This is a genomic window from Amycolatopsis bartoniae, from assembly GCF_014191255.1.
GTDB classification, from domain to species: Bacteria; Actinomycetota; Actinomycetes; order Mycobacteriales; family Pseudonocardiaceae; genus Amycolatopsis_E; species Amycolatopsis_E bartoniae.
Genome location: NZ_JACHWH010000003.1, coordinates 416,280 through 429,848, shown reverse-complemented (window position 1 = coordinate 429,848; position 13,569 = coordinate 416,280). Strand labels below are relative to the sequence as shown.

Below are 13,569 nucleotides of genomic sequence, written 5' to 3'. Positions count from 1 at the left end.
TGCACGGCGGCGCCGTCAGTGCCGCGGCGCCGCCATGCCCAGGAACCGGAAGGCGTTGTCCCACAGGATGTCGTTCAGTTCGGCTTCCGGCAGGCCGATCGTGCGCAGTGTGCGGCCCGCCGGTTCCTCCCGTGGCATCGCGGGGAAGTCGGAGCCGACGAGCAGGCGGTCGGCGCCCATCAGGTCCACCAGGTACCGCAGCGCCCTGGCGTCGAACACCGCGGAGTCGTAGTAGAACCGGCGCGCGTAGTCCAGCGGGGACGGGCCGTCGTCGTGGGCCAGCGCCCGCTCCGGGACGGGCGGCTCCTCGTTCCAGGTGCCGCTCCAGAAGTACTGCGCGCGCGGCACCATCAGGCCGAAACCGCCCGCCGCGTGGCTGAACGACAGCCGCAGGTCCGGGCACTTCGCCGCCGTCCCGCCCGCGATGAGCGACGCCGCCGCCAGCGCGCCCTCCAGACCGACGACGTAAGTGCCCATTGTGGACGGTGGGAGCCGGTCGGTCGGGCTCGGCATCGCGTGCACGAACACCGCCAGGCCCAGCCGTTCCGCCTCGGCGAAGAACGGCAGGAACCGTTCGTCCCCAATGGACACCCCGAGCACGTTCGACGCGATCTCCACGCCCCGCAGCCCGGCGTCGCGCACGGCGGCCAGCTCCGCGGCCGCCACCTCGGGGTCCTGCAACGGCACCATGCCCAGCCCGGCGAACCGGGCCGGGTCACTGGCGCACAGCGTGGCCGTGAACTCGTTGACGTGCCGGGCCAGCGTGAGCCCGTCGCCGGCCGGCAGGTCGTAGCGCAGCAGCGGCGGCATCGGGCTGAGGACCTCGAAGTCGACCCCGGAGGCGGCCATCTCCTCGATCCGCCGCTCGGCGTCGAAGAAGGCGTCGCGGGCCTTGAACCGCATCGCGCCGAACAGCAGCAGCCGCGCGGATTCGCCGTCGACCGGCTCCATCCGCGGGAAACAGGCGGGCGCGTCGGCGGGATAGTCGCGCGGCAGCAGGTGGGCGTGGGCGTCGGCGAGCACGGAACCTCCTACAGGTGCGGGTGAACGGACACGTGCACGGCCTGCTCGCCGGGCACCTCGCCCGCGAGGGTTTCGATCGCGAGCGCGGTGTCGTCGAGCCCGAAGGTATGGGTGTGCAGCTTCTCCAGCGGGAACCGGCCGGACTCGATGATCGCGATCGCCTGCTCGTTCGCCGTCGCGTCCACCCCGAACGCGCCGAAGATCTGCAACGCGCGGTTGACGATCAAGTCCGTCCTCAGTGGAATCTCCTTGCCGCCCTTGAGTCCCGCGAGCACGACGCGGCCGCCGTGGCGCGTGGCCAGCAGCGCGTCGGCGACCGGGGCGGCGGCCATCGGAGTCAGTTCGAGGGTCACGTCCGCCATCGCGCCCCCGGTGAGGTCGGCGACCTTCTCAACGGTGTGCTCGGAGTCGGCGAAGATCGTGTGGTCGGCGCCGAACTCACGCGCCAGTGCGAGCTTGTGCTCATCGGACTCCAGGCCCGTCACGATAATCGTGCCCGCCCCCGCGGCGCGAGCGGCGATGACGGACGCGAGGCCCCGCTGCCCGCACCCGAGCACCAGCACCGTGTCGCCGAGCCGGACACCGCCCAGCCCGGCCGCCCAGCGCACACCCGCGCCGAGGGGGTTGAACATCGCCGCGACCTCGACCGGCACGCTGCGCTCGATCCGGTGCAGCACGCTGCCCGGCGAGAGGTACAGGTACTCGGCGAGCCCGCCCCAGATCGCGGGTTCGACGTCGATGCCGGTGACCCCGTGCCCGTACTTCCGGTTCGGGCAGGACTGGTAGCGCCCGGTGAGGCACTGCTGGCACGCGTGGCACGGCACGATCACCTCCAGCGCCACGCGGTCGCCCGGCTCGACGCCCCAGCGTGCCGCGGCCCGCTCACCGATCTCCTCGATCACGCCGAGCGGCTCGTGCCCGGGGATGAACGGCCCGCGGTCGCCGTAGCCCAGGTGTCCCTTGTACGTTTCGACGTCGCTGCCGCAGATGCCGTTGGCCTCCACGCGCAGCAGCCCGTCGTCCGGCCCGATCTCCGGGCGCGGGAACTCGCGGATCTCGATGCCGCGGGGCCCGGTCTGCACGGCGGCGCGGACGGTTTCTGCCATGGCTCCTCCTCGGGTCAGCCGGCGAGCCGGACCAGCCGGGACTTCATCTCGGACCGTTCGAGGGTGCCGGGCGGCACCAGCGTCACCTCGGCGCGCACGGACAGCCGCGCCCGGATGAGCCCCTCCAGCTCGTGGCGCAGCTGGTCCCGGTCGCCCGGCGCGTCGCCCCATTCGGCCTCGACTCGCAGCGGCGGCTCGACGCGCGGCCCGGTGCCCGGCACGACGATCTGCACCGCGCCGGTCGTGCGCGGGTGCCGCGTCTGCACGAGATCCCGCACGGCGGACGGGAACACGTTGACCCCCAGCACGATCAGCATGTCGTCAGTGCGCCCGACGCAGCGGATCAGCGGGGCGCCGTCCGTCGCGCGGCCCGTGACCACGACGCGGTCACGGGTGCGGAACCGCACCAGCGGACAGCATTCGCGGTCCACGGAGGTGTAGACCAGTTCGCCGGACGCGCCCGGTTCGGCCTCGACGGGCTCTCCGCTGTCGGGGTCGATCAGCTCCACCACCACGTGCCTGCCGCCGGTGAACCGCATTCCGCCGCTGTCCGGCGCTTCCCCGAACAGCACCGGCGCCATGTCGGCGTTGCCGAGCCCTTCGGTGACCGGCGCGCCCCACTCCCGTTCGACGTACTCGCGGAACGCGGGCTCTCCCCCGCCGGGCTCCCCGCCGACGAACACCTTGCGCAGCCCGAACTCCCGCGGGTCCCGGCCCAGCCCACGCACGTACTCGGCGAGGTAGCGGACGTAGGACGGAGTGGAGTGCAGTGCGGTGACCCCGAGGGTTTCCATGGCCAGCACGGCTTTCTCCGACGCGCCGGTGCCGATCGGCACGAGGGTCGAGCCGATGCTCTCCAGCGCGTCGCGGATGGGCAGCCCGCCGACGAACAGCGTCAGCCCGGCGCCGTGCACCACGATGTCCTCGCGGGTGGCGCCCATCGTGCGGAACGCGCGGGCGACCATCTCGGTCCACGCGGCCGCGTCGCGCCGGGTGACGCCGACCCAGCTGGGCTTCCCGGTCGTGCCGGTGGAGGCGTGCACGCGGACGACCTCGGTGAGGCCGACTCCGGCGTGCCGCCCGAGCGGCGGCGACTCGGCCTGCGAGTCGCGCAGCATCTGCTTTTCGGTGAAGGGGAACTTGGCCAGATCGTCGAGTGTGGACAGTGCCGCAGGGGTGATCGCGTGCTGGGCGAACAGGTCCGTGTAGAACGGCGACCGCGCGGGCAGCCCGTCGAGCTGGGCACGCAGGGCTCTCGTGACGGCGTCTCGGTCCTCGGGTGCGACGAAACCGGAGGTGACCACAGGAAATCCCTTCAGCCGCCGGACACGGCGGATGGCACGACCTCGGCGCCGAGCAACGCGATGTGCTCCAGATCGTCGATGTCGTAGATGTGCAGGTACACGGTGTCGGCACCGGCGTCACGCAGGCCCGCGACGCGTTCGGTGACCTCGGCGGGCGTGCCGATCACCGCGTTGTCGCGGATGAGGTCCGAGCCCATGACCGCCGCCCGGCGCTCGATGTCGGCGGAAGTCGTGCCGCACGCGACCGGCAGCACGACCGAGCGCCGCGCCTCGTCCGGGTCACGCCCGATCGCCTCGCAGGCACGGCCGAAGATCGCGAACCGCTCCCGCGGGTCCACGCCCAGCGCGCTGTTGAACTCGTCGGCGAAACGGGCGGCGATGGCCGGAGTCCTTTTCGGACCCGCGCCGCCGATGATCACCGGTGGATGCGGGCGCTGCACCGTCCGGGGCGGGGCGCCGTTCTCATCGAGGGAGAAGTGCTTGCCCTGGAAGGAGAATATCTCCCCCTCGGGTGTGCGCCACAGTCCGGTGACGATCGCCAGCGTCTCCTCGAACCGGTCGAACCGCTCGCCGGTGCCGGGAAAGGGGATGCCGAACGCGGCGTGCTCGCGTTCGTACCAGCCGGTGCCCAGCCCCAGCTCGACGCGGCCGCCGCTCATCTGGTCCACCGACGCGACGATGGTGGCCAGCAGCCCGGGCGCGCGGAAGGTCGCGGCCCCGACGAGCGCGCCGAGCCGGATGCGGCGGGTGTCGCGGGCGAGGCCGCCGAGCGTGGTCCAGCAGTCGGTGGGCCGGTAGGTCCGGTCGGCCGGGTCGACGCCGAGCAGGTGGTCGGAGCGGAAGAACGCCTCGAACCCGGCGTCCTCCACGGCGAGCGCCAGCGCGAGGAGCTGGTCGTAGCCCGCGCCGTGGCGGGGTTCCACCAGCACCCGCAGGCGGAAGTCAGTGCGTGCCACGCAGGGACACCGCCTTCACCTGGGTGTAGTCGAGCACTGCGTCCGCGCCCATGGTGCGGCCGAAACCGCTGCGCTTGTAGCCGCCGAAGGGCGCGCCGATCACGCCCCCGCCGAGCGCCGCGTTCACGGAGACCTGCCCGGCCTGCAGCGCCTTTGACATCCGCACGGCGCGCCCGACGTCCCGCGTCCACACCGACGCGACCAGGCCGTAGTCGGTGCCGTTGGCCACCTCGATCGCCTCGGCCTCGCCGTGCACCGGGATCACCGACAGCACCGGCCCGAAGATCTCCTCGCGCGCGATCCGCATTCCCGGGTCGACGCGGTCGAACAGCGTGGCCTCGACGAAGAACCCGCGCGCGTAGTCCTCACCCCGCGGCACTCCGCCGCCGACGACGAGCTCGGCGCCCTCCTCCTGGCCCAGCCGCACGTAGTTCAGCACGCGGTCGTGCTGCTTCGCGTTGATCAGCGGGCCCATCTGCACCTGCTCGTGCCACGGCCCGATCCGCACCCGGCCGAGCGCTTCGGCGAGCCGCTGCACGACCTCGGCGTGCACGGACTCCTCGACGACGACCCGGGAGCCGGCAGCGCAGATCTGCCCGGTGTTGAGCGTGATCCCGGTGGCGATGGCGGGCACCGCGGCGTCGAGGTCGGCGTCGGCGAAGATCACCTGCGGGGACTTGCCGCCGAGCTCAAGGTGCAGCGGCGTGAGGTTCTTCGCGCACGCGGCCATGACGAGCGACCCGGTCTCGGGCGAGCCGGTGAAGCTCATGCGGCGGATGCCGGGATGCGCGGGAATCGCGGCGCCCGCTTCGGGTCCGTAGCCGGTGACGACGTTGAGCACGCCGGGCGGGATGCCCGCGTCGAGGGCGAGCCGGGCCAGCGCGAGCGGGGTGAGCGGGGCGTCCTCGGCGGGCTTGACGACGATCGTGTTGCCGGCGGCGATCGCGGGGTGCCGGGGTCCAGCCCCACCAGGTCGAGCAGCTGCCGCACGCGGGCCCGCCGGTTGCCCACGCGGTACCCGGCGAGCGGCTCCTCGACGATCTCCGACACGCGCCACCGCGGGTTGAGCGAGCCGTACGGGTCCTGGAACACCATCTGCAGCTGCCGCCGCGCCTCGGTGAGCTCACGCCTGCGACGGCGCACCAGGTCCTGGCCCTGGAAGTGCACCTCGCCGGACTTGGGCCGGGGCGCCTGCAGGATGGAACGGGCCAAAGTGGACTTCCCCGAACCCGTTTCGCCGACCACGCCGAGGGTTTCGCCCGCCGCGAGGTCGAACGACACGTCCGAGACCGCGTGCACTACACCACCCTTGACGCCGCCGTGGCCGCGGGCGGTGAACTCCTGTACGACGTTGCGGACGCTCAGCAGCGGCGTGGTCATGACGGGTCTCCACAGGGGTGCCAGCAGGCCCACCAGTGGCCCGGCTCGTGCTCGGTGAACGGCGGTACCTGCGTGTGGCACTCGTCGGTGGCGCGGGGGCAGCGCGGCGCGAACGGGCAGCCCGCGGGCAGGCGCGTGAGGTCCGGTGGCTGGCCCGGGATCACCGGCAGCTCGGCGTGCGGCGGGCGTTCCAGCCGCGGGATCGCCCCCAGCAACGCCTCGGTGTAGGGCATCCGGACGCGCGCGAACAGCGTGCTCGCGGCCGCGTACTCGACCGCCCGCCCCGCGTACATCACCACGACGTCGTCGGCGTAGCTCGCGGCCAGCCCCAGGTCGTGGCTGATCAGGATGATCGCCGTGCCGAGCGTGCGCTGCAGGTCCAGCAGCAGGTCCATGATCTGGGCCTGCGTCGTGACGTCGAGCGCGGTGGTCGCCTCGTCCGCGATGAGCAGGCGAGGGTTGCCGGCGAGCGCGATCGCGATCAGCACGCGCTGCCGCATCCCGCCGGACAGCTGGTGCGGGTACTCGTGGAACCGCCGCGCGGCCGCGGGCAGCCGGACCAGTTCGAGCAGCTCCACGGCACGCTCGCGCGCGGTGGCGCGGTCCACTTTTCCGTGTGCCCGCACGGCTTCGGTGATCTGCGTGCCGATCTGCATGGTCGGGTTGAGCGAGCGGGACGGGTCCTGGAACACCATGGCGAGCTCCGCCCCGCGCAGCCGGCGCAGGTCCTTTTCGGACCTTCCCACCAGCTCGGTGCCGTCGAACCGGGCCGAGCCGCTGACCTGTGCCGTCGGCGGCAGCAGGCCCATCAGCGCACGGGAGCTGACGCTCTTGCCGGAGCCGGACTCGCCGATGACGGCGAGCGTGCGGCCCGCGGCGAGCCGGTAGGACAGCCCGTTGACCGCGTGCACCTGGCGCCCCCGTGTCCGGAACCGCACCCGCAGATCGCGGACCTCCAGCAACGGTGATGGTCCACTTCGGACGGACACGGCGGTGGGCTGCGCGGCTTCTTCGACACTCATCGGCCACTCCAGCGGGAGCGCAGCGTCTCACCCAGCAGGTTGAACGCCAGCACGGTCAGGAAGAGCATCAAGCACGGCCACACCACGAGCATCGGCGTCGCCGACAGGCTCTGCTGGCCCTGGGCGATCATGTTGCCCCAGCTCGGCGCCGGTGCGGGGATGCCGAGGCCGAGGAAGCTCAGCGCGCCCTCGATGACGATCACGATCCCCATGCCCAGCATGGCGAACGTGACCAGCTGCGGCAGGATGTTCGGCGCGATGTGCCGGAACAGCATCCGCGACGTCCGCGTGCCGCACAGGTCCGCGGCGACCATGAACGGCTGCTCGCGCAGCCGCAGCGTCGCCGCCCGGGAGATCCGCGCGAACGCGGGCACGGAGAAGAACGCCAGCGCGAGAATCGTGTTGAGCCGGCTCGGCCCGAGGCTCTGCGCCACCGCGAGGGTCAGCACGAGCGACGGGAACGCGATCAGCACGTCGAGCACGCGCATGATGGCCGCGTCGAGGATGCCGCCCGTGTAAGCGCTTACCGCACCGAGTGTCCCGCCGACGACGAGGCCCAGCGCGTTCACGGAAAGGCCGACGATCAGCGAGGACCGGCCGCCGTAGAGCAGCCGCGCCCACACGTCGTTGCCGTTCGGGTCGGTGCCCAGCAGGTGCCCCGGCGAGAACGACGGCAGGTTCGACGACAGCACGTCCCCGCCCGTCGGGCCCGGCACCGGGCCGATCAGCGGCCACACGAAGCACGCGCCGACCACCAGCACCAGGAGCACGACCGGCATCACCAGCTCGACGTGGCGCAGCCAGCCCCGGCCGAGCCCGCTGTCCTCGTCCAGCAGGACGGCGGAGGCCCCCGCGTCAACGATCGCCATAGCGGATCCTCGGGTCGAGTACGGCGTAGAGCAGGTCGGTCAGGAGGTTGGCCAGCACCGCGACGATCGCGAACACCACCACGCACGCCTGCACCACCGGGTAGTCACGCGTGTTGATCGCCTGCAGCAGCAGCTGGCCGACGCCCGGCAGGGCGAAGATCTGCTCGATGATCACGGTCGCGCCGATCAGGGTGCCGAGGTTGAGCCCGACCACGGTGAGCAGGCCGAAGGAGGAGTTGCGGAAGGCGTGGCGCAGCAGCACCTGCCACGGCCCGATGCCCTTCGCCCGCGCGGTGGTGATGTAGTCCTCGCCCTGCAGCTGGTCCACCAGGTCGCCGCGCAGGAACCGGGTGTAGAAGCAGAACAGCGGGAACGCGATCGCCACGGCGGGCAGGAACAGCGAGCGCAGGTTCTCCCCCAGCCCGTCGCTGACCGGCACGAACCCGATCGCCGGGAACACCGCCAGCTGCACCGCGAACACCAGCACCAGCAGCAACGCGAACACGTAGTTCGCGACGGACAGCCCCGTGATGCTGACCAGCATGCTCACGCGGTCCAGCAGCTTGTTCGGCCGGTGTGCGGCGAGCAGCGCGACCGGGATCGCGAGCCCGAGCGAGACGACGAACGCGAGCCCGACGAGCTCACCGCTGACGCCGAGCCGTGAGGTCAGCTCGACCGACACCGGCTGCCCGCTGACGAGGGAGTCGCCGAAGTTGCCGTGCACCGCGCCGGCCAGCCAGTTCAGGTAGCGCTCGACCGCGGGCTGGTCGAGGCCCATCTGGTGGTTCAGCGCCGCCACCTGGTCCGGGCTCGCCTCGGGACCCAGCAGCAGTTGTGCCGCGTTGCCCGGGATCAGGCTGAGCACCACGAACGTGAGGATGCTGACGCCGAGCACGATCGGGATGGCCATCAGCAGCCGCCGCACGACGAGCCGCAGGCTCGGCGACCGCAGGAGTCCCGGCAGGGGAACCGTCGCTGGGTGCGCCATGGTTTCAGTTCTCGTGGACGATGACGCCGCGGATGTTCTTGCCGCCGAGCATGTCCTCGTAGCCCTGGTTGACTTCTTCGAGCCGGTAGCGGCGGGTGATCAGCTCGTCGAGCTTCACGTCGCCGGAGCGGTAGAGCCCGAGCAGGCGCGGCACGTCGTAGAGCGGGTTGCAGGCGCCGAACAGGGCGCCGCGGATCTGCCGCTGGTAGCCGATCAGCATCCCGCCGGGGAAGTGGATCGCCCGCTCGTCGATCTTCCCGACGGCGGTGACGGTGACCTTGCCGGTCTTGCCGGTGACCGCGATCGCCGAGTTCACGACGTCCTCGGTGAGCACGCCCGGGGTGCAGATGGCGTGGTCGGCGAGCTGGCCCCAGGTGGTCTCGACCACGAAGTCGTGGGCTTCCTGGGCGGTCGCAAACGTATGCGTGGCGCCGAAAACCTTCGCCATGTCCCGTTTGAACTCCACCGGGTCCACCACGACGACGTTCTTCGCTCCCGCGTAGCGCGCGCCCTGCACGGCGTTGCTGCCCACGCCGCCCGCCCCGTAGATCACCACGGTCTGCCCGGCGCGGACTCCCGCGGCGTACACGGCCGAGCCCCAGCCGGTCGGTACGCCGCAGCCGACGAGCGCGGCGATTTCGAACGGGATGTCGCCGGCCAGCGGGAGGCACGCCCACTCCGACACCACGGCGTACTGGGAGAACGTGCCGAGCGTGCAGAACCCGCCCAGGTCCTCGCCGTCGAGGTGGAAGCGGAAGGTCCCGTCGAGGAACATGCCGGTGGAGGCGTTGAGTCCCTTCTCGCACATGTTCTGGTGCCCGGTCGAGCACGGGCGGCACGCCCCGCACGCCGGGATGTACGAGCACACGACGCGGTCGCCGGGTTTCACGCGCCGCACGTGCGGCCCGACGGACTCGACGATCCCGGCACCCTCGTGCCCGCCGACGACGGGCAGCCGCACGGGCGCGTCCCCGCGCGTGATGTGGTCGTCGGAGTGGCACAGCCCGGAGGCGGCGAACTTCACGCGGACCTCGTGCGCCTTCGGCTCGTCCAGCTGGAGTTCGACGAGCTCCCAGGGAGTGTTGACCTTCCGCGTGATCGCGGCGCGCGTCGTGATGGGCATCTTCGGTCGCCTCCCTTCAGTGTTCGTGGATGATGACGCCGCGGATGTTCTTGCCGCTGAGCATGTCCTCGTAGCCCTGGTTGACTTCTTCGAGCCGGTAGCGGCGGGTGATCAGCTCGTCGAGCTTCACGTCGCCGGAGCGGTACAGCCCGAGCAGGCGCGGCACGTCGTACAGTGGGTTGCAGGCGCCGAACACCGCGCCCTGCACCCGTCGCTGGTAGCCGATCAGCGCCCCGGCCGGAAGGTCCAGCCGGCCAGGACCGACTGCGGTGATGGTGACCTTGCCGGACTTGCCGATCACGTTGACGGCGTTGGCGATCACCTCGTCGGACAGGACGCCCACGGTGATCAGCGCGTGGTCGGCGAGCTGCCCCCACGTGGTCTCGACCACGAAGTCGTGCGCCTCCTGGGCGGTCGCAAACGTATGCGTGGCCCCGAAGACCTTCGCCATGTCCCGCTTGAACTCCACCGGGTCCACCACGACGACGTTCTTCGCCCCGGCGTACCTCGCCCCTTGCACGGCGTTGCTCCCGACGCCACCCGAGCCGTAGACGACCACGGTGTCACCCGGCCGCACACCGCCCGCGTACACCGCGGTCCCCCAGCCCGTCGGCACCCCGCAGCTGACGAGCGAGGCCACGTCGAACGGGATATCGTCGGGGATCTTGATGCACGAGTACTCGGAAAGCACCGCATACTGGGAAAAGGTGCCCAGCACGCACAGGCCGCCGTAGTCCTCGCCGTCGCGGTGGAAGCGGAACGTGCCGTCGGGGAACTCGCCGGTGGACGCGTTCTTCCCGGCGTCGCACATGTTCTGATGCCCGGTGGAACAGTAGCGGCACTGCCCGCAGGCGGGAATGAACGAGCACACGACGTGGTCCCCGACCGCCACCCGCGTGACGTCGCCGCCCACCGCCTCCACCACCCCGGCGCCCTCGTGCCCGCCGACCACGGGAAAGCGCATCGGGGCGTCGCCCTTCTGAATGTGATCGTCGGAGTGACAAAGCCCGGCGGCGTGGAACCGGACCAGCACCTCGTCGTCCCCGGGCTCGTCCAACTCGAGATCGACGATCTCCCAGGCCCGCCGAGGCTCCCGGCAAACCGCAGCGCGCGTAGTGATCATCCGGCTCTCCTCCCACGGCCCCGTTGCGGCAGTGGCTCCACCATCGCCCGAAGGAAAGACAGCGACCACCCCCATTCCACCCCGCGAAAGGCAGGATCGCCCCACCACCAACAGCCACCCCCACCTTCGCCACCGCCACCCGCCGACGAAAGCCGCCCGGCACACGCCCAGGCCTCCCCCGTCCCCGATCCCCAGCCTCATTGGCGGTTGGCTCGCCGGGTCAAGGGTCGCGCAGCGATCGCGCAGCGACGCCGCAGGCGCCCTTGACGCGGTGAGTCAACCGTTAAACGATCAAGGGGATGGGGCGGGGGTGGCCGGGCATTGGAGGGCGCCCGCGCCCGGCCCACCGCTGGTGACCACGCTGGGACGAAAGACAAAAGATGAAAAGAATGCCTCGCCGGCGGGCAGGCTCCAGGATGATGGGGAAAGCCCTCCACCTCACCTCGGGTGGGTGGTCGAGTTGAGTGATCATCCCGTCGCCTGCGGTTTGTGCATATCACTTTGAGCCAGACCCGCAAGCTTGGCATGGCCAGCTGCGGTCTCGAAAAAGGTTGCGGGCCTGGCTCAAAGTGATCGTCCTGAATCAGGCGACGGGATGACCACCCAACTCTGGGGTTTTCAACCCTGGCCGTTGGGGGCGTCTATCAGTCCCTCCCTGATGGCGAACAACGCGGCCTGTGTGCGGGATGGCAACTGCAGCTTTGTCAGCACGTGGCTGACGTGGGTCCGGGCAGTACGCTCGCTGATCGACAGTTCGTTCGCGATCTGCCGGTTCGACAATCCTCGCGCCACAAGCGTCAGAATCGTGCGTTCCCTCGCCGTCAGCGCCGCCAGCCCCATCGGCGGCGACACCAGTTGCCGGGTCAGCCTTCCTGCCACGGCCGGATCCAGGTGCACCTCACCGCGCGCCGCGGCGCGGATGGCGGCCGCGACCTCGTCCGGGTCGGCGTCCTTCAGCAGGTAGCCCGCCGCCCCGGCCTGGAGTGCCGCGTGGACGCGTTCGGTCTCGCCGAAGCTCGTCAGCACCACCACGCGCACGTCGGGGTACTTCGCCACCACCGCCGCCAGCGCCGAAATGCCGTCCAGGCGCGGCATGAGCACGTCCATCAGCACCACGCGCGGCAACCGGCCCTGCGCCGCCAGGCGGGCGAGCACCGCCAGCGCGTCCTGACCGTCGGTGGCCTCCGCGACCACCTCGATGCCCTCGGCGCTCTCCAGGTACGCAGCCAGCCCGCGCCGCACCACGGCGTGGTCGTCCACCACCAGCACGCCGATCTGGTCCCGGCCCGCCACGATCACGACCGCCCCTCCGGCACGGCCATGCGCACCAGCACCCGGCAACCGCCCGCGGTGTTCCCGATCTCCATGCTCCCACCCCACTGTTGTGCCCGCTCCCGCATCGACACCAGCCCGAGCGCGTGCGGCCGCGGCTCGCCGGCCAGCCCCACGCCGTCGTCGCGCACCTCCAGCGTCAACGTCCCGCCCGCCACGCCGATGGACACGACGGCGGACGTGGCCTGCGCGTGCTTGACCACGTTGTGCAGCGCCTCCTGGACGATCCGGTACGCGTCGTCCTGCAACCCGGTCGGCAGGTCCGGCAGCTCGTCGGCAACGATCCGGATCCGCACCCCGGACGCGGCCTGCAGCGACTCGGCGTGCGTGCGCACGGCGGCGGCGAGCCCGCGCCCGGCCAGCTCCAGCGGGTGCAGCTGCAGGACGAGCCCACGCAGGTCGGCGAGCGCGTTCTGGGCGAGGCCGAGCAGCTCGTCGGCGACGCCGCGCACCTGGTCCGGCGTGGCGCTGCCGACCTGCGCGCGCAGGGCTTTCGCGTGCATCCGCATGGAGAACACCTGCTGCACCACGGAATCGTGCAGCTCCCGGGCGAGCCGGGCGCGTTCGGCCAGCCGCGCCTCGTGCCGGGAGCGCGCGAGCAGCTCGGCGGAGTCGACGGCCATCGCGGCCTGGTCGGCCATCGCGTCGAGGAACTCCAGCGTCTCCTGGTTCGGGTCCTCGCCCGCGGAGTAGAACGCGTTGAGCACCCCGACCGCGCGCCCGCGCACGACGAGCGGGACGGCGACGAACGTGTCCCAGTCCGGCGCGCCCATGATCGCGTGCAGGGGCGCCCAGTGCGGGTCGGCGAGCACCCCGGCCTTGCGGTGCGGCACGACGACACGTTCCCGCGACTCGAAGGCCTCGACGAACCTCAGGCGCGCGCCCAGCTTGCGGCACTCCTCCAGCCGTTCGGCGAAGTCGTCGGCGTCGGTGAACCCGGCCTTGCCGACCACGCGCATCGCGCCGTGTTCGACACGCAGGATCTGCACGGCCGCGAGGTGGCTCGCCTGCAGGACCTCCCGCGCGACGACGTCGAGGGTCACGCTCAGCGACGCGGCATCGGCGACGCTGGAGGCCGCCCGCGCGATGGCCGCGAGCCTGCGCTGGCGGCGGCGAGCGTCGTCGAACCCGCCCACGTCACCCGGTGGCCGGCCGCAGCCCGGACAGACCACGGCCGCGTCGGGCACCACTTCCGTCACGCCGGACCCCTTCGTGCAGCGTCGTCACGCGAGTTGCGCGGCCCCAGTCTGTGCAGGTGGTCCGGCCCCCCGCAAGGGGGCGCGCGGGTGTTTCTGCCGATCACCGCGCACCCCGTCGCGGACCACGTACGACGAATGTCGCGG

General features: G+C 71.6%; 12 protein-coding genes and 1 pseudogene. All 13 read right to left on the bottom strand.

Annotation, left to right across the window (positions count from 1 at the left end; translation table 11 throughout):
- Positions 1-15: 15 nt before the first annotated feature.
- The 13 genes and pseudogenes from FHX82_RS18760 to FHX82_RS18700 all read right to left on the bottom strand — a co-directional run bounded on the left by FHX82_RS18760 (position 16) and on the right by FHX82_RS18700 (position 13,425).
- Positions 16-1,023, bottom strand: a complete 1,008-nt coding sequence (locus FHX82_RS18760) for an amidohydrolase family protein (protein WP_145934239.1) — start codon at positions 1,021-1,023, stop codon at positions 16-18.
- A gap of 8 nt (positions 1,024-1,031) precedes the next feature.
- Positions 1,032-2,129: a zinc-dependent alcohol dehydrogenase gene (locus FHX82_RS18755; RefSeq protein ID WP_145934240.1), complete on the bottom strand. Its 1,098-nt coding sequence runs from the start codon at positions 2,127-2,129 to the stop codon at positions 1,032-1,034.
- Positions 2,130-2,143: 14 nt separating this feature from the next.
- Complete coding sequence (locus FHX82_RS18750; RefSeq protein ID WP_145934241.1) at positions 2,144-3,433, bottom strand: phenylacetate--CoA ligase family protein; 1,290 nt, start codon at positions 3,431-3,433, stop codon at positions 2,144-2,146.
- A gap of 11 nt (positions 3,434-3,444) precedes the next feature.
- Positions 3,445-4,389: an LLM class F420-dependent oxidoreductase gene (locus FHX82_RS18745; protein ID WP_145934242.1), complete on the bottom strand. Its 945-nt coding sequence runs from the start codon at positions 4,387-4,389 to the stop codon at positions 3,445-3,447.
- Positions 4,376-5,446 (bottom strand): aldehyde dehydrogenase family protein, encoded by a 1,071-nt coding sequence (locus tag FHX82_RS18740; RefSeq protein WP_229880595.1) that lies wholly within the window; start codon positions 5,444-5,446, stop codon positions 4,376-4,378. The genes FHX82_RS18745 and FHX82_RS18740 overlap by 14 nt, the downstream gene beginning before the upstream one ends.
- Positions 5,353-5,769 (bottom strand): annotated as a pseudogene (locus tag FHX82_RS18735) (ATP-binding cassette domain-containing protein); the annotation flags it as partial. The gene FHX82_RS18740 and the pseudogene FHX82_RS18735, both read right to left, overlap by 94 nt.
- Positions 5,766-6,791 carry an ABC transporter ATP-binding protein gene (locus tag FHX82_RS18730; RefSeq protein ID WP_145934243.1) on the bottom strand — a complete coding sequence of 342 codons (1,026 nt, stop codon included), beginning with the start codon at positions 6,789-6,791 and terminating at the stop codon, positions 5,766-5,768. The pseudogene FHX82_RS18735 and the gene FHX82_RS18730, both read right to left, overlap by 4 nt.
- Positions 6,788-7,660, bottom strand: coding sequence for an ABC transporter permease (locus tag FHX82_RS18725; RefSeq protein WP_145934244.1), 873 nt, complete (start codon positions 7,658-7,660; stop codon positions 6,788-6,790). Before FHX82_RS18725 ends, FHX82_RS18730 begins: the two co-directional genes overlap by 4 nt.
- Positions 7,647-8,648 (bottom strand): ABC transporter permease, encoded by a 1,002-nt coding sequence (locus FHX82_RS18720; protein ID WP_145934245.1) that lies wholly within the window; start codon positions 8,646-8,648, stop codon positions 7,647-7,649. The genes FHX82_RS18725 and FHX82_RS18720 overlap by 14 nt, the downstream gene beginning before the upstream one ends.
- 4 nt (positions 8,649-8,652) lie before the next feature.
- Positions 8,653-9,771 (bottom strand): NDMA-dependent alcohol dehydrogenase, encoded by a 1,119-nt coding sequence (locus FHX82_RS18715; protein ID WP_145934246.1) that lies wholly within the window; start codon positions 9,769-9,771, stop codon positions 8,653-8,655.
- Between the two features lie 16 nt (positions 9,772-9,787).
- Positions 9,788-10,894: an NDMA-dependent alcohol dehydrogenase gene (locus FHX82_RS18710; protein ID WP_145934247.1), complete on the bottom strand. Its 1,107-nt coding sequence runs from the start codon at positions 10,892-10,894 to the stop codon at positions 9,788-9,790.
- A gap of 618 nt (positions 10,895-11,512) precedes the next feature.
- On the bottom strand, positions 11,513-12,190 hold the full coding sequence (locus FHX82_RS18705) for a response regulator (protein WP_145939106.1): 678 nt from the start codon (positions 12,188-12,190) through the stop codon (positions 11,513-11,515).
- Entirely contained in the window at positions 12,190-13,425 is a 1,236-nt protein-coding gene (locus FHX82_RS18700; RefSeq protein ID WP_229880593.1) for a GAF domain-containing sensor histidine kinase, read from the bottom strand. Before FHX82_RS18700 ends, FHX82_RS18705 begins: the two co-directional genes overlap by 1 nt.
- Positions 13,426-13,569: the final 144 nt, after the last annotated feature.